This is a genomic window from Bacillus seohaeanensis (genome assembly GCF_042684945.1).
Lineage (GTDB): Bacteria > Bacillota > Bacilli > Bacillales > Bacillaceae_B > Rossellomorea > Rossellomorea seohaeanensis.
The window spans coordinates 142,350-159,404 of the sequence record NZ_JBHUMF010000008.1 but is presented as its reverse complement, the minus strand read 5'-3'; the positions used below and the strand labels follow the sequence as shown (position 1 = coordinate 159,404).

The window sequence follows — 17,055 nt, the reverse complement described above, 5'->3', positions numbered from 1 at the left end:
GTGAGGAGGATCTCGGTTCGCCCACGGAAAGCAAAATATAGCAACAAATGATGCGAAAACAAGCCTCATTAAAAGAAATTCTTTATTCACTTTCTCAAGAGTAACTCTTAACCTCCACTGCATTAATAAAAAAGACCTAACCCAGACAGGTCAAAATATTATAATAATGCCTTTTTTTCAAAGCGATTTATATCTGTATCAGCTCCAATGACGATAAGAATATCTCCTTCTTTAATCTCTTCATCCGCTTGCGGAGAAACAAATATTTCTTGTCCTCTCTTTATCGCAACAATATTAATACCGTATTTAGCACGGATATCTAAATCAATCAGTGTATTTCCATCAAGATGACCATTTGCGACTAGTTCTACAATTGAATGTTCATCTGAAAGTTCTAAGTAGTCAAGTACATTGTTTGAAATAATATTATTCGCAATACGCCTTCCCATGTCTCTCTCAGGGTGTACTACTTGATTTGCACCGATTTTAATGAGAACTTTTTCATGGTAATCATTTTGAGCTTTTACTGTAATATTTGGTGCTCCTACTTCTTTTAACATAAGTGTTGTTAATATACTTGATTGGATATCGTCCCCAATCGCAACAATAACATGATCAAAATTTCTGATTCCTAAACTTTTTAAAACAGATTCATCTGTTGTATCCGCCACAACTGCATGAGTAGCAATCGTTGAAAACTCGTTCACCTTGTCTTCATCTTTATCAATCGCCATTACTTCCATATCCTGTTCAGCTAAAGAACGAACAATACTTCCCCCAAACCTACCTAATCCAATAACAACAAATTCCTTTTTCATCAGAACTCCCCCAAACAATAGCGTATTGTCTTATTACAGTGGCTAGCCCCTCGGAGGTCATAAGCCATTACCCCAAAAGGTAAATACCGCCTTTCTAGAATGTTAGTCTTATGCTATACCTGAGGCTGAACAAGCTATTTCCACTTTTCAACTATATAAATTTATTTTAGCACAAAAAAACTGCAGCTCCTTAGTTTGATTGGGAACTACAGTTTTTTATTAAGATTATATTGCCTCTAACATCCTAAATTGTGCTTTTACTAGTTCATAGTATTCTCCTTGCTGATCCATTAAACTATCATGGTTGCCTTTTTCAATTATTTCCCCATGATCTAGTACAAAGATATTATCCGATTCACGAATAGTAGATAGACGATGTGCGATAATAATAGCGGTCCGTCCACTCAAAAGTCGTTTTAGCGCGGATTGTATTTTCACTTCTGTTTCTGTGTCGATAGAAGCAGTGGCTTCATCTAAAATTATTATTCTCGGATCGGCTAAAAGTGCTCGGGCAAAAGATAGTAGCTGTCTCTCTCCTACGGAAAGAATATTTCCACGTTCTTCTACTTCTGTGTCATACCCTTTCGGAAGCTTTTGAATAAATTCATCAGCTCCAATCGCTTTTGCTGCTTCTATTACTTCTTCATCCGATGCATCCGGTCGACCAAAGCGTATATTTTCTTTAATTGTACCGGAGAAAATAAATGTATCTTGTAAAACAATACTTATTTGATTTCTTAAGCTCGCTACCGTTACATCTCGCAAATCAATACCATCAATTTTCACTTTCCCCGCTGTCGGGTCATAGAAACGACTAATAAGATTGGCTATTGTTGTTTTTCCTGAGCCAGTATGACCGACTAATGCTACGGTCTGCCCCGCTCCCATTTCAAGGCTGATACCTTTTAATGCCTTTCGTTCTTCATCATACGCAAAATCAACATTTTCAAAACTTATATGCCCTTTAATTTGTTTTAGTTCATTTGCATTATCTTTATCATTAACAATTGGTTGCTCATCAAGAAATTCAAATATACGTTCAGATGAAGCCATACCAATAAGCAACTGGTTATATACCTGCCCAAGCCTTGATATTGGTTCCCAAAACATTCCAAGATAAAATGCAAACGAAACAAACTCCCCTAGTTCAAGCGAACCAGACTGAATAAGGTGTACTCCATACCAGATTAATACTGCTGTTCCAACTGCATTCGTCAATTCTACAAATGGACGGAACATGGCATTCTTCTTCGTTGCAGTCTGCCAGCTATCGAAAGTTTCTGTATTTACTCCGTCAAAGTATTCCATATTCTCTTTTTCTTGCGTGAATGCCTGTGTTATGCGAATACCTTGAATGCTTTCATTCAGGTGGGAATTGAGCTTTGCCTGTTTTAGACGAACCACTTGCCAAGAACGACGAATATTTTTTCTTAAACTCGTGGAAATAAAGAACATAATTGGCAAAATTACCATAACAGCAAGCGTTAACTCTGGACTTAATGTAAATAGAATAACGATAATCCCTATTAGCAGAATCATATCCATTAACAGGTTAATAACCCCATTTGTAAACAATTCTTGCAATGAGTTAATATCATTCATAATCCTTACTAGTATCGACCCACCAGAGCGCTGGTCAAAAAAACGATGTGACAGCCCTTGAACATGACTGAATAGATGCTTTCTTAGGTCATAAATAACTCCTTGACCAAGCATATTCATCCATCTGATTCGCAAAACATTGGCAATATAATTCAAAATATATAACCCAGCTATAACCCCTACTAAGATAAATAAAAGATTTCCATCCTTTTGTCTAATTGCCTTGTCTAATGTATACACACCTATTAATATTGGGATTGCAAGCCTAACAGCTGTATTAATAATCACTGTAATGATAGATAAGGGTAATAAGCTTTTCGAATACGGCTTCAAATAAGTTAGTAGTCTCCATAATTGTTCCCAGTTAAACGATTTGTCAATAACTTGGTCACTAGAGTAGTGAAATCTTTTTTGAATAGTTGATTGTTCTTGTTTCTTTTTCAAATCCCTCACCTACCCTTCTTGTGTCTGTAATATTTTTTTTTGGTCTTTATACTGAATATCGTAAATCCGTTGGTAAGGTCCATTATTGTGCATTAAGAAGTCATGTACCCCTCTTTCAACAATTTTCCCGTTCTCTAACACGAGAATTTCATCTGCGTGTTTTAGAGAAGAAATACGATGGGCAATAATAACTGTTGTGCGATCAGACATAACCTCTTTAAATGCTTTTTGAATTCGGAATTCTGTTTCCATATCCACAGCACTTGTGGCATCATCCAAAATTAAAATGCTTGGATCTGTACAAATTGCACGAGCAATAGCAATTCTTTGCTTTTGGCCTCCAGATAGCCCGAGTCCTCTTTCTCCTAGTCTTGTATCATATCCATCTGGCAATTCCATAATAAACTCATGCGCTTGTGCTCGTTTTGCAGCATCAATAATTTCATCCATCGTCGCTTCTGGGCGACCATAAGAGATATTTGCTTGTATGGTGGAAGAGAATAAGAAGGATTCCTGCAATACAAAACCTATATTTTTTCTTAATGATTTAAGAGAGTATTCTTTTACATCTCTTCCGTCAATAAGTATTTCTCCTTTACCAGGCTCATAAAAACGTGTAATTAACTGCGTAATACTGGTTTTACCAGAGCCAGTTGCACCAATTAAACCAATAACTTTACCAGGGTGAGCAGTAAAGGAGACATTTTCTAAGGCCGCTTCATCATCTACAGTATATTTTAATGTTACGTTTTTAAATTCGATATCCCCCTTCATCCGGTCAACATGTACTGGATGATCTATCTCCTGAATATCCTCTTCCGCCTCTAATATTTCAAGTAGCCTTTCACCAGATGCTTTTGACTGAGAAAATAAATTAATTGTAAATCCTAGATTCATAATTGGCCAAATAATATACCAAACTAAACTATAAAAAGCGACCAATTCTCCTGGCCGCAAACTTCCATTCATGACCAAGTAACCGCCATAAGCCAAAAGCGCCACAACACTTACATTCCCGAGTAACTCCATAAGCGGAAAGTATTTCGACCAAATACTTGAAGTGTATAAATATTTTTCTTTGTAATCTCCATTCGAATGGTTAAACTTATTAATTTGAAAACTTTCTCTCGACAATGACTTTACAGTGTTAATACCACTTATATTTTCTTGAACATTCGTATTTAATTTTCCAAAGGACTTTCTTATTCCTCGGAAAGCTGGATGAACTGCTTTATCAAACTTATAGACAGCGATAGCAAGAAACGGCAAGGATGATAGAGTTACAAAAGTTAACGATGGCGAATAATAAAACATTACACAAAAACTAATGGAAACGAGCAGGAAAAATCTTAATAGCTCAGAGAAGCCAAAGGATAAGAAGAATCGAAATGACTCAACATCCGCTGTAAGTCGTGACATTAAATCACCTGTTTTGGCATTGTCGTAATAGCGAAATGGTAAGTATTGCAGTTTTTTATATAGCTCATTCCGCAATCGATACACAGAAGTAATTCCGAATAAATCACCTGTGTACTGATGAATGTAAGTTGTTATTCCTTTAATAAGCATTATCCCTACAAATCCTAAAGCTAAGTATGGAATCCAATTATATTTTCCTTTTAATACAACCTCATCAATTGTAAGTTGCAAAATCATTGGATAAATAACAGTAATACCCGTAACAAAAAGCAAAAAAATCATGGAAGTAAAAAAATACCTTTTATAAGGCCAATAAAAAGATTTTAACTTTTTAAATGTTTCCAAATTAAACCCCTCCTCTTGATGTGAAAGTGAACTTCCCCCTACCTCAGTTTAGTGCGTATTCCTCCCATTCCTCGTAAACCATGAAAAAATAAAACTTCTAGTAGCAGGATAAATGAACGTACTATTAAATATATCGAGTTTCGAAATATTTTTCCACTATTTTTTGATTTTTTATTATTTTTTGAATTGAAATTCTAATCTAGAGTATTGCACCATCACCGTAAAAAGATTAATAAAAAAATTCTTTTCTCATAGATTATTATTTTCGCTTATAAATCCTGTCCATCAAGCAGCCGTAAAAAAAGACCAGTCTTTTGACTGCCCCTTTCCCATCTAGATAGATTAAGCAATCCCTTATTCACGTTTCTCTAGCATCTTCGTTCCACTACCACCGGCTTGAAAATGACGAGGGTTTCTGTCTTTATCAAAAACATAGTATGCAGGGACATATTGATTTTCAAATGCATCTGTAAGTTTATGCTCGCTGTCAACAAAAATTGGTTGTGTAATATCGTATTCAGCAGCAATTCTTTTAATATCTTCCATATTTAAATCATCTTCAGAATGAGGCATATGGACAGCAACAACATTTAACTTATCACTGTATTGATTGTGGAATTCATTCACTTATGGCATTGCTTCTTTACATAAATGACAACTAATTGACCAAAAATAGATAAGTGTAGGCTTTTCTCTAATTAGCTCAGCCTTAGTTAGATACTTCTCCATTAAGCCATTCAGTTGCACCTTGAAGTTCTAGGTTTCATTTGATATTCCTTCTATTTATCTGGGAGGAAGGACCTAACCAAAGGCTAGTTTTTCTTATGTTATAGATTAAAGTGTTTTTTGACCTGGTTTCCAGTTAGCTATGCTAACTAAGACCACCAATTTGTAATGCTTGAAGCACACGCAATGTTTTATCAACACTACGACCAATTTTGTTATGGTTTACTACTTGGTATTGAAGTTCACCTTCAGGATTAATAATGAATAACCCACGAAGTGCAACACCTTCGCCCTCAATTAGGACACCATATTTGCTAGCCACCATATAGTTTGTATCAGCAGCCAATGGGTAAGACCGTTGTCTTTACGATCTGTATTAATCCAAGCTAAATATGTATACATTGTATCAGTAGGGACGCTCCCAATCACATTTTTCTGAAAAATGAACTTATAATAGGATGCATATTTCTAGCCGACAACTATTTATAATAAATATAGTTTAAAACTATTATTAATTATATAGATCTACTCCCTCTTTGATTTATCCAAAAGAGAATAAGTTTCATCCTAAAAACAAGCAACAAAATAAATATCACGTGCTTGTTCCTTTTCTTATTTTGTGAATTTATTCTATATTTTTGGTTTAGCTTTACTTATAGAGGGAATAAAACAGTATGCTCATTTTGACAGGAATATTGTTTTTCTGATATAAATTAAAATGTTCTACCTAATAGAAAGGATGATTTTTTTGAATTACATACTTGCCATGAACGCTCTTGGAGACAAGCTGGGCAACTTCGAATGGGGTGACTTCTTTATTAAAATAGGTTTAGGAGCACTTAAAATACTCCTTATTTATATTGTTTACCTAATTGTTAAAGGGATAGGAAACCGTGTAATCGAACGGGCATTTTCTCGTTACGAACAAAGAGAAAATGTTTCTAGTGGAAGAGCTCAAACATTACAGCATTTATCCAAAAATATTCTCGGCTATTTGTTACTATTTATCCTAATCGTTACCGTTCTGCAAATTATTAATATTGACGTAACGGCAATACTTGCTGGTGCAGGGATAATTGGATTAGCAATTGGATTTGGTGCACAAGGCTTAGTTAGTGATGTTGTAACAGGATTTTTCCTTCTTCTTGAGAGACAAATAGATGTCAGTGATTATGTGACAACGGGAAGTTTTTCAGGAATTGTCGAATCAGTGGGACTCCGAACCACGCAAATACGCGGTTTTGATGGAACTTTACACTTTGTTCCAAACCGCGAAATAACAAGTTTGAGTAATCACTCAAGAGGAAACATGAGAGCCCTCGTTGATATTGGTATTTCCTATGATGATAATATTGATAACGCAATAGCTGTTATTCAAAACACTTGTGACAAAATTGCTGCCGAAGATACAAACATTGTAGAAGGTCCAAATGTACTCGGTGTTCAAACGCTAGGGGCCTCAGACGTTGTCTTAAGAATACTAGCAAAAACAAAAAATATGGAGCAGTGGGCAGTAGAACGGAAACTTCGTAAAGCAATAAAAGAAACATTAGATGCAAATAATATTGAAATTCCTTTTCCTCACCAAGTGTATATCGAAAAGAAAGAACAGTAGAAATAAATAAGCACCCGGACCTTTCCGTACATAACTTGTACAATTATGAAAAGGTTCCGGGTGTTTTTATTAAATCAACCTTAAATTAAAATACTTATATCGTTTTTATATAATCTGTAAACAATGAAATAGCGAAGTCAATCGCCTCTTCATCTGGATTTAATTTAGAATGGTGCAGGCCGAACGGTGACGCCACCCCTAACCAAAGCATGAATCCTGGTATTTCTTCTAGCATGTAGCCAAAGTCTTCACCTGTCATTGCTTCATTACAAATAACTATTTGCCCTTGTTCCCAATTTTCCATAAAGGATAGGAAGTTTTCTGTCCATTTCTTATCATTGAAGACTTGGTGGTACATACTTCCGTAATCTATTACTGCCTCACAACCATATCCAACTTTTATTCCTTCTAAAAGAGCCTCAATGCGTTTTTTTACTTGACTCATGCTTTCTACAGACAATGTTCTAATTGTTCCTTCAAGACGTGCTCGTTCGGCAATAATATTTTGAACTGTTCCACTTTCCATTTTACCAATTGTTACAACTGCACTGTCGAGTGGGTCAACATTTCTAGAAATGATTGACTGTAGTTGCGTAACAAACATAGATGCTGCAACAATCATATCCTTCGTATGATGAGGGTATGCCGCGTGCCCACCCTTACCATTAAAGTCTATAAACAATTCCGATGTATTCGCAAAAAGTAGTCCTGGTTTAACAGCAACTGTACCGACCTCATATTCTGGAGCGATATGAAGAGCGAATACACAATCTGGCTTCCACTTTTTCATTATTTCACTTTCCAACATTTCTCTCGCACCACCGGGACCTTCTTCTGCAGGTTGAAAAATGAATAATAAATCATCTTCTATCACATTGTGGACAAAATGAGTTAAAATTCCAAGTGCAATACTCATATGAAAATCATGGCCACAGGCATGCATTTGCCCATCATGCTCAGACTTAAACGGAAGACCTGTCTCCTCGTCAATTGGCAACCCATCTATATCTGCCCGATAACCAATTAGCCTGGATGGATTTACACCATTTATTTTTACGAATAAACCTGTTTTCCATTGTTTTATTTGAATTCTCTCCTGAGGAAGTGTTGACAAATAATCCAATAAAAACTTTTGTGTTTTGAACTCCTTAAACCCTAGCTCAGGAATTTTATGTAGTTGTCTTCTTATTTCTACAAATGTTGGAACTGACATTTTTGGTTACTCCTTTATCTAATAAATGCTATTATGTGATACGAAAAGACCGACTAAAAAAAGGTTATAACCTTTTTTTAGTCGGCTGTGTTTAAGAAGGGGTTTACCTGTCACCCTTTTCTGGCTTTTAAACTATAACCCTAAAAATATATTTTCGGGAAAGGTTCTGTAAAAAATTAATATTATAGTTGACGAAGCTCTTGTTTGATTTCAATTTTAGATTTTGTTGATTCGTCAATATCTTTAATTTTTTTAGCAGGAGTGCCAGCTACAACAGAATACGGAGGAACATCTTCCACTACAACTGCTCCAGCGGCAACAACAGCTCCTTTTCCTACTGTTACTCCCTCAAGAACAACAACATTGGCTCCGATAAGCACATCGTCCTCAATAACGACAGGCTTAGCAGAAGGTGGCTCGATGACACCCGCTAAGACAGCACCCGCACCGATATGACAGTTTTTCCCAACCGTTGCACGTCCACCTAATACAACATTCATATCAATCATCGTACCTTCACCAATAACAGATCCGATATTGATCGTAGAACCCATCATAATAACAGCATTATCCCCAATTTCCACTTGGTCACGAATAATAGCACCTGGTTCAATTCGAGCTTTCACACCCTTAAGATCTAGTAATGGAATAGCAGAGTTACGACGATCATTTTCTAAAACGTAGTCTTCAATATCTTCCTTATGTTTTTCCAAAACAGAGGAAATTTCACTCCATTCACCAAAAATCACTCCTGTGTTTCCAGTAATAAAGCTTTTCGCAGAACTTCCAAAATCGATTCCTTCTAAATTTCCTTTTACATAAACCTTTACAGGTGTTGACTTCTCACTATTTTGAATAAACGAAATAATTTCGTTAGCATCCATCATTTTCATTATTTTCCCCTCCAACATATATGTAAGATTTTCGAATAATTCTCTTGAATCACTTTATCAAATTAGAGAATAGAAGACAAGTATTTTAAGAATATTCATCAATTTCTGTTTGTAAGTATTCCTCCACCACTTCTACAAATGCTTCTACTTGTCTTAATTTGAATGCTGATTCATATCCTAACAACCATGTGTCCCGCTGGATTAACGTATCATGTTCATCCTTCAATGGGATTTTATATATATCATTTTCAGCACCATTTAATGTAATGGCTGGTAAAATAGCATACCCAATTCCATTCAGTGTCATTTGTTTGCATGTTTCAATTTGATCTACAACAAAAGTCCGCTTTGGCGATGTATGAAACTGCCGGTGCCACCATTCTTGAATCTCTTGATAATAGTTAGAATCACTTTTAAACTGAATAAACGGGCGATCCGTTTTCATTACCTCTTCAATTGTTTTAATTTCTTTATCTACTAAATATAATGTGTCATGAAATAGATGATGCTTGGGTCCTTTCCAATCTGGAGTACCCCGGATTATTCCTATATGTACTTCATCTTCATAAATCGATTTCAAAATTTCGCTACTCCAACCAGTTACAAGCGAGATTTTCGCCCTCGGATACCGTTCAACAAATTTTTTTAATACTTTCGGAAGCCAGTTCTGCCCTACAATAGAAGCACATGCTAGCTTTAATGTCCCATGCACCTCAAATTCAAGTGCCTGAATCTTTTCTTTAATCCCTTCCTCTTTTTGCAACATCTCATCTGCCAGTTTTACAACAAGCTCTCCTGCTGGAGTTAACGAAAGACCTTTTTGAGAACGTAAAAACAGCTTTGTTCCCCACTCCTTTTCAATATTTTGCAACCTCTGCGAAAGTGCTGGCTGCGACACAAATAATCTTTCTGCTGCTTTTCTCATATTCATCTCTTGAGCTAAAACGGAAAGCAACTGATATTCAGAAAATGCCATATCATCACCTAATCATAAGTTTTTCTTATATTATATCTTAACTTATTAAACATTTCATGATCCATTAAATGAAATATTTAATAGAACATTAGTATGTAAATATAGTTTTATACATACTGCATTAACAGGCAGTCCCCCACCGATTAAAATTTTAACTTTAGGCTGTTTTCGTAAAGTTTATTGCTTTTAAACTACACACTAAGTTTAATCAACGGGCAGAATGTATAAGTAAAAACAACAATCTATAAGAAAAGAGCCTAACTATATTATACGAAAAAACGAGGGAGCCATTAACGACTCCCCCCCAGCAATACTACTCTTTTCTCGGAATAAAAATGATAAAAATAAAGCTGATCACAGCAAAAATCAACACTGATATATATACCCAGTGCAAAGATACCGTTAACCCCTCTTGTAATGTTTTAAGTACAGTAGAAGATAACTCCTGTCGCTTCGATTCATCTAATAGCAAATTTACCGTATCAATATTCATTCCTTCTGTACCATTTTTTTCAATATAGGCTTGAATTCTGCTATTTAAAATACCACCTAGAAGTGCTGCTCCAACAGTATTTCCTAGATTTCTCATAAACATATTGGTTGCTGTTGCAATTCCTCTTATTTTCCATTCTACGTTACTCTGAATAGAAACAATGAATGAGGTAGATGTAAGCCCCATACCAACACCAATAAAAAAGGAGCCACAAGCAGCCCATAAAGGTCCGTCGGCAGGGTCCATCGTTACGAAAAAGATGCTTCCGACAATTAGGGATACCCCACCGATTAGGGATGTTTTAAAATAACCAATTTTCAACAAAAGCCTACCTGCCGCCGTGGATGCAATTGGCCAACCAATCGACATAGCTGTCAAGGTAAAACCAGCAATAGTGGCACTTCTCTCCATTACACCTTGTACAAACGCGGGCAAGAAACTTGAAATACCAATAAGCATGACACCTGTGGTTAACGACACGACATTCGCCACAAGGATGGACCGTGACTTCCACAATTCAAATGGCATCATCGGTTCATCAAGTCTCTTTTCATAAAGGATAAAAGCTACTATTCCAGCGCTACTGATGAGGATAAGAGAAATTGCTTCCCAAGAAGACCAAGCAATATGGACACCGCCCTCCACTAAAATAAACATTAATGTGGAAATGGAAATAGTCAAAATAGTAGCCCCAACATAATCAATAGCTGGTTTCTTTTTCTCAATGTTTTCATGAAGAAAGAAATGTAACCCCGCAATCGCGAGTAGCCCAAGTGGAATGTTTATCCAAAAAACGTATCGCCAGCTGACAAACTCTACCAACAGACCGCCTATTGCAGGGCCACTAATCGCTGAAATCCCCCATACACTAGAAAGATACCCCTGAATTTTCGCCCGCTCTTCCTTCGTGTAAATATCTCCTACAATAGTTGTTGCTAACGGCATTACAGCCCCTGCCCCCAGCCCTTGAATAAACCGGAAAAAAATTAATTGTTCCATTGAACCTGCTATACCACAAAGGAGGGATCCTATTAAGAAAATAATAATTCCTGTGGTAATAATTGGTTTTCGTCCAAATAAATCTGAAAGTTTACCATAAATCAAAACCGTAACAGCATTCATCAAAAGGTAAGAAGAAAATACCCAGCTATATAGAGAAAAACCCCCTAGATCACCGACAATTGCGGGCATTGCCGTGGAAATTATTGTAGCCTCTATTGCTCCCATAAACATAGCAAGCATAACAGCAGCCAAAACAAAGGGACGCCTCGTCTCTTTGTTATCTTTTAAACGATAAGCACTATTCACCAATGTCATCTCCTCTATACGAAAACCTACATCCCAGACAAAAAAGGAAAATGCCGGCACTTTCTTATATGTAGTTATAAACTACATATAAGAAAGACCAGGCACTTACTATCACAATATATAATATTACAAAAAGTGATTCAATCTATGAATATGGCGATTCAATTGTTTTAAAGCAATTCTTCTAGTCATTATCCCCTCGAAATAGCCATCTTCTTTAATAACACATAAAAAAGGATAATCCACTAGCAATTCAATTATTTCTTCGAATTTCGCATCAATAGAGATACGAGGGATATTTGTTACCATCACTTCTTCAACTTTTTTTCCTTCTAGCAATTCAAATTCGATTCTTTCAAGACCGAGAATGGAATCTGTAATCATACTAGAGCTTATTAATCCATTAAACTTGTACTTTGTATCCAATACTGGTATAGCAGAATACCCACTTTTCGTTAGCACAAGTAATGCATGTTCTAACGAATTCCCAATTTGCACATGCGCCACTTTTTCAGAAGGAATGATAAAACCTTTAATATTTGTCTCGAGAAACTGTTTACTATGTAAAGAAATCATGAACAACCCCTCATTCAAAAAATTAAAAAGACTAATCACTTTTAGTTTACCACAAAACCCTCTTTTTGTTTTGAAAATGCTTACATCTACTCTTCAAAACAAAAAAGGCTGATCCACTAGCAAATGCCAAGCACTTACGGGGCAGCCTTCTTCTTTAAAATAAAATTATTACTTCCTTGTTTGGTCCGCTTCTTGTAATAGCTCGTAAATTTCAATTGCAGTGATATCAATATTGTCAAAGGGAAAAATTTTCCCTTTTTGTTTATCTTGGGGAACTTCAATTTCAAAAGTATCTTGTTTTGGAATATACTTCACTTCACAAACTTTTTGTCCGTTCCATTCAAAAAAACGTTGTTGTGTTTCACCTTGTTCAGCCTGTTCTTGTAATGATTTTAATCTTTGTATGATACCAAGTAATTGAGACAATCTAAGCCTCTCCTTTCGACAGTTCAAAATCTCTTTATAGCTTTTGCATTGTAACAGATATTATCCTAATAAATCCATTACAAAGCTTTATCAAATAGAATTTATTTTGTATACTTTAATTATCGTAAAATTCAAAAAGGGAGTTTTGTTCGTGTCTATAAAAAAAATACACCCTAAAGTTTCACTAATTGATTTACATGACTTACAACAAGAAGAACGAACCGGTGCCTATATTCTTCATGAGGAAGCCATCACTATCATAGAAACATCTGCAAGCCCTTCTATTCCCTATCTAAAAGCAGGTCTCAAAGACTTGAATATCTCATTAGAGGAAATCCACTACATAATCGTTACACATATTCATTTAGATCATGCTGGCGGAGTCGGATTACTATTGCAAGAATGTCCTAACGCTAAAGTTATTGTGCATCCTAAAGGTGCAAAACATTTAATAAACCCCACAAAACTAGCCGCAGGAGCAAAAGCAATTTACGGAGACAGGTTTGAAACACTATTTGACCCGATTATACCGGTTTCAGAAGATAAGGTCATAATTAAACATCATAAAGATACATTAACTATCGGCAATGATTGTACATTAACTTTTTATGATACACCAGGACATTCAAAGCATCACTTTAGTATTTATCATCCAGCATCTAACGGGATTTTTGCTGGTGATACTGCTGGAATTCATTATCCTGCGGGAAAAGATCATCCAGCATTTTTTCTTCCTTCCACATCACCAAATCAGTTTGACCCTAAGGAAACGCTGGCTTCCTTGGAGCTTTTTGAAGAGATGCAGTTAAGCCGGATTTATTTTGGTCATTACGGAATGTCTGAAAATGTACCATTCGCTTTGACAGAAGTGAAAAAATGGCTCAATATATTTGTAGAAACAAGCAGGGGGCATTTTTCTACCCAACTGGATTTTAAGGAAAATACAGAAAAGATCAAAGCCTCTTTAGAAGAAAAAGTAAACATTGTTTTGAAACAAAGAGGCTTTTCGGAAAACCACCCCATCCATACCATTATTGATGTAGATCTTATGGTGTCCTCCATGGGGCTTGTTGACTATCTAATCAAAGAGCAAGGAGCTAATAAAATTTGAAAATTACCGTTTACACGCAACCAGATTGTCCGCCATGCCAATTTGTAAAAAACTTTTTAAAAGAACAACAAATCGACTTTCACGAAAAGGATATAAAAAAAGACAATCGTGCAAAAGATGAGCTTATTAATAAATACAAATTATTTTCCACTCCTGTCGTTATCGTTGACGACAAAGTTATTACAAGCCAGCAATTAAATGAATTACCTTCTATATTGAAATTATAAAAATAGCCCTTAAAAAAGCACGCAGTCGTTTATAACTGCATGCCTTTAAGGGCTACTCACATTTTCAGGAAGTTCATATGTAATGTCAGACACTTTCCATGTCCCATTCTGTTTCACTAATATAACCGCTTCTACCCCAGTAGGCGTAGAATATGGACCACTTTCACTGCCTAACCTTTTTTCCCATACATACCATTTCCCATTAGCATACGAAGCATTTGTCGTCTCATTATAGTGAAAAAACGGAATGTAATATGGAGCAAAGTCAGATCCCAATGTCACATATCCATCATCCATTCCAACTACATTTTCCTTCATAAATGACTTTTTAAATTCTTCCGTAAAATAACCGTCTAATAATTTTTCTATTTGTTGCATAGAACGTGGCTTTTCACTTAAAGAGACTTGTGTTTTAAATGCCTTTTCTACTATGGTTATCGCTTGTTCCTTATTAAATATCGATGTCTGATTATGTCCAAATGCCGTTAATAATGAAAAAAGAATGATTGAGAGTATTACTTTATTGACCTTCATCCCCTTCCCCCCTACTTTATTCCTCAAATTCGTAATAGCTAAAAATGATAGTTCTCATAAGAATTCTTTTAACTAACATCTTCACTGTGATGTATTCATTTTAACAACGGAAATTTGTCGATAGCACAAGAGTTCATCGTAAATTACTTACATATAGTGACATTGTTCACCTTATATTTCGTAATTTCCCTCTAAATTTGCCGTTCAAACCTAGAAAAACGAGTCAGTTGCAAATTCCTAGTTTATGGATATAAAGTGAAGGTTCGATTAGTAGGGAGATACCGCCCGTTAATGTGGGATAAAAAAAACTTGCCTTATAGGATGTAATCTATCCTTAAGACAAGTTTTCACACAATATACTATTAAAAATACACCGTACCGACAATAAACAAACTAATAAGAAGTTAATACAAAAGACCATCCTGCTCAAAAAGAAAGTCATACGATAAATCCATAAATAAATACTGAAATTCCCCAATTGGATAGGAGAAAGTTCGAATCAATTCACCTGTTTCAATATCGCAATAAGCATCTGATAATAGACCTTTTCTTTCATGTCTCATTTTATAAATATTTTCAAGAAAATACGGTCTCCAACTCCAATTTTTCCCTCGAAATTCAGATTCAATTTTCCACTCTTTCTTTATTTTGATTAAATTACTTGTAAGCTGAAAACCATTTTCATCACAAATATATAATCGAAAGCTTTCATTAGAAAAATGATTTGCTAATAAGAGTAGTAGTGTATCATCGTTTTCTGCCTGTTTTTTAAGTTTGGGCAATTGGTCACTTAGTTTTAATTGTAATTTATCCGCAAGAGAGTACACTTTTTCAAGATGACGGTTTTCAAAAACAATAAAATCATGACACTTTTTCCGTAATTTATTCTTTAAAATGGCTTCTTCCAAAAAGTTAGGCGAAGGTTTCTCTAAATAAAACCCTTGGTAATATCGACCACCATTTCTCCATGCGAATTGCAATTGATACTCTATTTCGATATTTTCAAAAAGCAAGGATGATCCTATTTTTCTCGCTAACATAGATAAGCTGAATAATATATTTTTATATGCTTGATTACTAATATCATTTCGTAATTGATGCAAATCAACTTTTAAAATATCAGGTGAAAACTGTGACAGTCTATCCCAATGCCCACTCTCGCCACCAACATTATCAATGGCTATTTTTATCCCATACGTTTTATAGTAGAGCAGTAAGTGAACGAGCTTATCGAAATCACCAAAAAATGTTTTCTCTGAAATCTCTAAAACTATGCGATCTAATGTTAACCCTTCTTTTTTAAACTCTTTTAACATATGTAAAAATGTTTCACCGGCACCTTCGATAAGATGCATTGGATCACGATTTATAAATAATAGACCTTGTTCTTTTTCTTGTAAGAAATGTGCCAACGCTTTACGAGTAACCGCTTCATCCACTTCTAACTTATATTCATCTGGTATATCTTTATCATGAAAAAATGAGCCAAGACTATGAACCTCTCCATCTTCAGCAATAATTCTTCCTAAAACTTCGTAACCGGTAATTTTATGCTCATCTGCACTAAACACTGGCTGGTAGTACGGAATAACATTATCTATATTGGTCATTATCTCTAATGCGTCCATGAAAACACCTCCACACTCATTTTCTTGTATAATTATACCATATTACTCAATGGACATGTCGAAAATTCTATCCCCATCGGAAGAGTCGAACGTGCACTTGAAAAGGCAAAATAAAAACTAATTTAAAGACTCTTTTCTTATAGATTGTTGTTTTCACTTATATTATACATTCAACCCGTTGATTTCCGCTACGGGCACTAGACTCCTCGGGGAGGAATGGGGGGCCTCTCAGAAAAGCGGAAGCGGTTTGCCCAGCTCGCTGCGCTCTTGTGAGGCCTCACCTGTTCCGCTTTTCCCGCAGGAGTCTTCGTCTTGCACTCCAATCAACAGCTAGAACAAGTTAAAAAGAACAATACGTTTTATGAAGACTTTAAAAAAACCAAACTAATTTGGATTCAATTAGTTTGGTTTTTTTATTCACCTAGAACACAACTGTCCCAGCCTCTATTGGTCTAAGAATCTTTATTATTCACAAGCGTGTTGTGAAGGCATGTCAACGTTTTTATTATTGTCTTATTGCGATTATACCCTTTTGCATCGACAGTAACATTGTTAAACTCAGCAAAAACATGACCTAAAGATCGAGGTCTAATATATCCATATATGTGGACTTTTATCATGCCTCTTTCGGTAGGGAGAAATAGGATTTCCATACGTTTATAGTGATTCATAACCCATCTCCTTCCTAGCATTCTATTGAA

At 35.6% G+C, this 17,055-nt stretch carries 15 protein-coding genes and 2 pseudogenes; 3 read left to right on the top strand and 14 right to left on the bottom strand.

Annotation, left to right across the window (positions count from 1 at the left end; all coding sequences use genetic code 11):
- Window positions 1–158 precede the first annotated feature (158 nt).
- From ACFSUL_RS03760 to ACFSUL_RS03740, 5 genes and pseudogenes are all read right to left on the bottom strand, one after another.
- Window positions 159–818, bottom strand: a complete 660-nt coding sequence (locus tag ACFSUL_RS03760) for a potassium channel family protein (protein WP_071412985.1) — start codon at window positions 816–818, stop codon at window positions 159–161.
- Window positions 819–1,043: 225 nt separating this feature from the next.
- Window positions 1,044–2,864: an ABC transporter ATP-binding protein gene (locus tag ACFSUL_RS03755; RefSeq protein WP_377932829.1), complete on the bottom strand. Its 1,821-nt coding sequence runs from the start codon at window positions 2,862–2,864 to the stop codon at window positions 1,044–1,046.
- A gap of 9 nt (window positions 2,865–2,873) precedes the next feature.
- Window positions 2,874–4,628 (bottom strand): ABC transporter ATP-binding protein, encoded by a 1,755-nt coding sequence (locus tag ACFSUL_RS03750; RefSeq protein WP_377932827.1) that lies wholly within the window; start codon window positions 4,626–4,628, stop codon window positions 2,874–2,876.
- A 354-nt stretch (window positions 4,629–4,982) separates the two neighbouring features.
- Window positions 4,983–5,385: pseudogene (locus ACFSUL_RS03745) on the bottom strand (TlpA disulfide reductase family protein); the annotation flags it as partial.
- 77 nt (window positions 5,386–5,462) lie between these two features.
- Window positions 5,463–5,783, bottom strand: a pseudogene (locus ACFSUL_RS03740) (redoxin domain-containing protein); the annotation flags it as partial.
- A 310-nt stretch (window positions 5,784–6,093) separates the two neighbouring features.
- Here ACFSUL_RS03740 and ACFSUL_RS03735 point away from each other — a divergent pair.
- Entirely contained in the window at window positions 6,094–6,969 is an 876-nt protein-coding gene (locus tag ACFSUL_RS03735; protein ID WP_377932825.1) for a mechanosensitive ion channel family protein, read from the top strand.
- A 94-nt stretch (window positions 6,970–7,063) separates the two neighbouring features.
- On the opposite strand, the gene ACFSUL_RS03730 is transcribed toward ACFSUL_RS03735, so the two are convergent.
- From ACFSUL_RS03730 to ACFSUL_RS03705, 6 genes are all read right to left on the bottom strand, one after another.
- Window positions 7,064–8,182: an N-acetyldiaminopimelate deacetylase gene (locus ACFSUL_RS03730; protein WP_377932823.1), complete on the bottom strand. Its 1,119-nt coding sequence runs from the start codon at window positions 8,180–8,182 to the stop codon at window positions 7,064–7,066.
- Window positions 8,183–8,364: 182 nt separating this feature from the next.
- Window positions 8,365–9,075: a 2,3,4,5-tetrahydropyridine-2,6-dicarboxylate N-acetyltransferase gene (gene dapD / locus ACFSUL_RS03725; RefSeq protein ID WP_071412988.1), complete on the bottom strand. Its 711-nt coding sequence runs from the start codon at window positions 9,073–9,075 to the stop codon at window positions 8,365–8,367.
- Window positions 9,076–9,160: 85 nt separating this feature from the next.
- Window positions 9,161–10,051, bottom strand: a complete 891-nt coding sequence (locus ACFSUL_RS03720) for a LysR family transcriptional regulator (RefSeq protein ID WP_377932820.1) — start codon at window positions 10,049–10,051, stop codon at window positions 9,161–9,163.
- 313 nt (window positions 10,052–10,364) lie between these two features.
- Entirely contained in the window at window positions 10,365–11,861 is a 1,497-nt protein-coding gene (locus ACFSUL_RS03715; RefSeq protein ID WP_377932818.1) for an MDR family MFS transporter, read from the bottom strand.
- A gap of 117 nt (window positions 11,862–11,978) precedes the next feature.
- On the bottom strand, window positions 11,979–12,428 hold the full coding sequence (gene cbpB / locus ACFSUL_RS03710) for a cyclic-di-AMP-binding protein CbpB (RefSeq protein WP_377932816.1): 450 nt from the start codon (window positions 12,426–12,428) through the stop codon (window positions 11,979–11,981).
- A gap of 168 nt (window positions 12,429–12,596) precedes the next feature.
- The gene (locus ACFSUL_RS03705) at window positions 12,597–12,854 is read right to left on the bottom strand and encodes a YkuJ family protein (RefSeq protein WP_377932814.1); all 258 of its coding nucleotides are present in this window, start codon (window positions 12,852–12,854) and stop codon (window positions 12,597–12,599) included.
- Window positions 12,855–13,005: 151 nt separating this feature from the next.
- On the opposite strand from ACFSUL_RS03705, the gene ACFSUL_RS03700 reads away from it, so the two are divergent.
- The gene (locus ACFSUL_RS03700) at window positions 13,006–13,965 is read left to right on the top strand and encodes an MBL fold metallo-hydrolase (protein WP_377932812.1); all 960 of its coding nucleotides are present in this window, start codon (window positions 13,006–13,008) and stop codon (window positions 13,963–13,965) included.
- A complete protein-coding gene (locus tag ACFSUL_RS03695) occupies window positions 13,962–14,192 on the top strand; it encodes a glutaredoxin family protein (RefSeq protein ID WP_071412994.1) in 231 nt (76 codons plus the stop codon). The genes ACFSUL_RS03700 and ACFSUL_RS03695 overlap by 4 nt, the downstream gene beginning before the upstream one ends.
- A gap of 45 nt (window positions 14,193–14,237) precedes the next feature.
- Here ACFSUL_RS03695 and ACFSUL_RS03690 read toward each other — a convergent pair whose 3' ends face one another.
- From ACFSUL_RS03690 to ACFSUL_RS03680, 3 genes are all read right to left on the bottom strand, one after another.
- The gene (locus ACFSUL_RS03690; RefSeq protein ID WP_377932809.1) at window positions 14,238–14,726 is read right to left on the bottom strand and encodes a DUF3993 domain-containing protein; all 489 of its coding nucleotides are present in this window, start codon (window positions 14,724–14,726) and stop codon (window positions 14,238–14,240) included.
- 404 nt (window positions 14,727–15,130) lie between these two features.
- Window positions 15,131–16,354: an EAL domain-containing protein gene (locus tag ACFSUL_RS03685; protein WP_377932807.1), complete on the bottom strand. Its 1,224-nt coding sequence runs from the start codon at window positions 16,352–16,354 to the stop codon at window positions 15,131–15,133.
- A gap of 452 nt (window positions 16,355–16,806) precedes the next feature.
- Entirely contained in the window at window positions 16,807–17,025 is a 219-nt protein-coding gene (locus ACFSUL_RS03680) for a hypothetical protein (RefSeq protein WP_377932805.1), read from the bottom strand.
- Window positions 17,026–17,055: the final 30 nt, after the last annotated feature.

What these genes read in the sequence shown, in the direction of transcription:
- cbpB (WP_377932816.1), bottom strand. Translation starts at nt 12,428, where the DNA reads ATGATTTCTTTACATAGTAAACAGTTTCTCGAGACAAATATTAAAGGT.
- ACFSUL_RS03720 (WP_377932820.1), bottom strand. Translation starts at nt 10,051, where the DNA reads ATGGCATTTTCTGAATATCAGTTGCTTTCCGTTTTAGCTCAAGAGATG.
- ACFSUL_RS03760 (WP_071412985.1), bottom strand. Translation starts at nt 818, where the DNA reads ATGAAAAAGGAATTTGTTGTTATTGGATTAGGTAGGTTTGGGGGAAGT.
- ACFSUL_RS03730 (WP_377932823.1), bottom strand. Translation starts at nt 8,182, where the DNA reads ATGTCAGTTCCAACATTTGTAGAAATAAGAAGACAACTACATAAAATT.
- dapD (WP_071412988.1), bottom strand. Translation starts at nt 9,075, where the DNA reads ATGAAAATGATGGATGCTAACGAAATTATTTCGTTTATTCAAAATAGT.
- ACFSUL_RS03690 (WP_377932809.1), bottom strand. Translation starts at nt 14,726, where the DNA reads ATGAAGGTCAATAAAGTAATACTCTCAATCATTCTTTTTTCATTATTA.
- ACFSUL_RS03680 (WP_377932805.1), bottom strand. Translation starts at nt 17,025, where the DNA reads ATGAATCACTATAAACGTATGGAAATCCTATTTCTCCCTACCGAAAGA.
- ACFSUL_RS03735 (WP_377932825.1), top strand. Translation starts at nt 6,094, where the DNA reads ATGATTTTTTTGAATTACATACTTGCCATGAACGCTCTTGGAGACAAG.
- ACFSUL_RS03685 (WP_377932807.1), bottom strand. Translation starts at nt 16,354, where the DNA reads ATGGACGCATTAGAGATAATGACCAATATAGATAATGTTATTCCGTAC.
- ACFSUL_RS03715 (WP_377932818.1), bottom strand. Translation starts at nt 11,861, where the DNA reads ATGACATTGGTGAATAGTGCTTATCGTTTAAAAGATAACAAAGAGACG.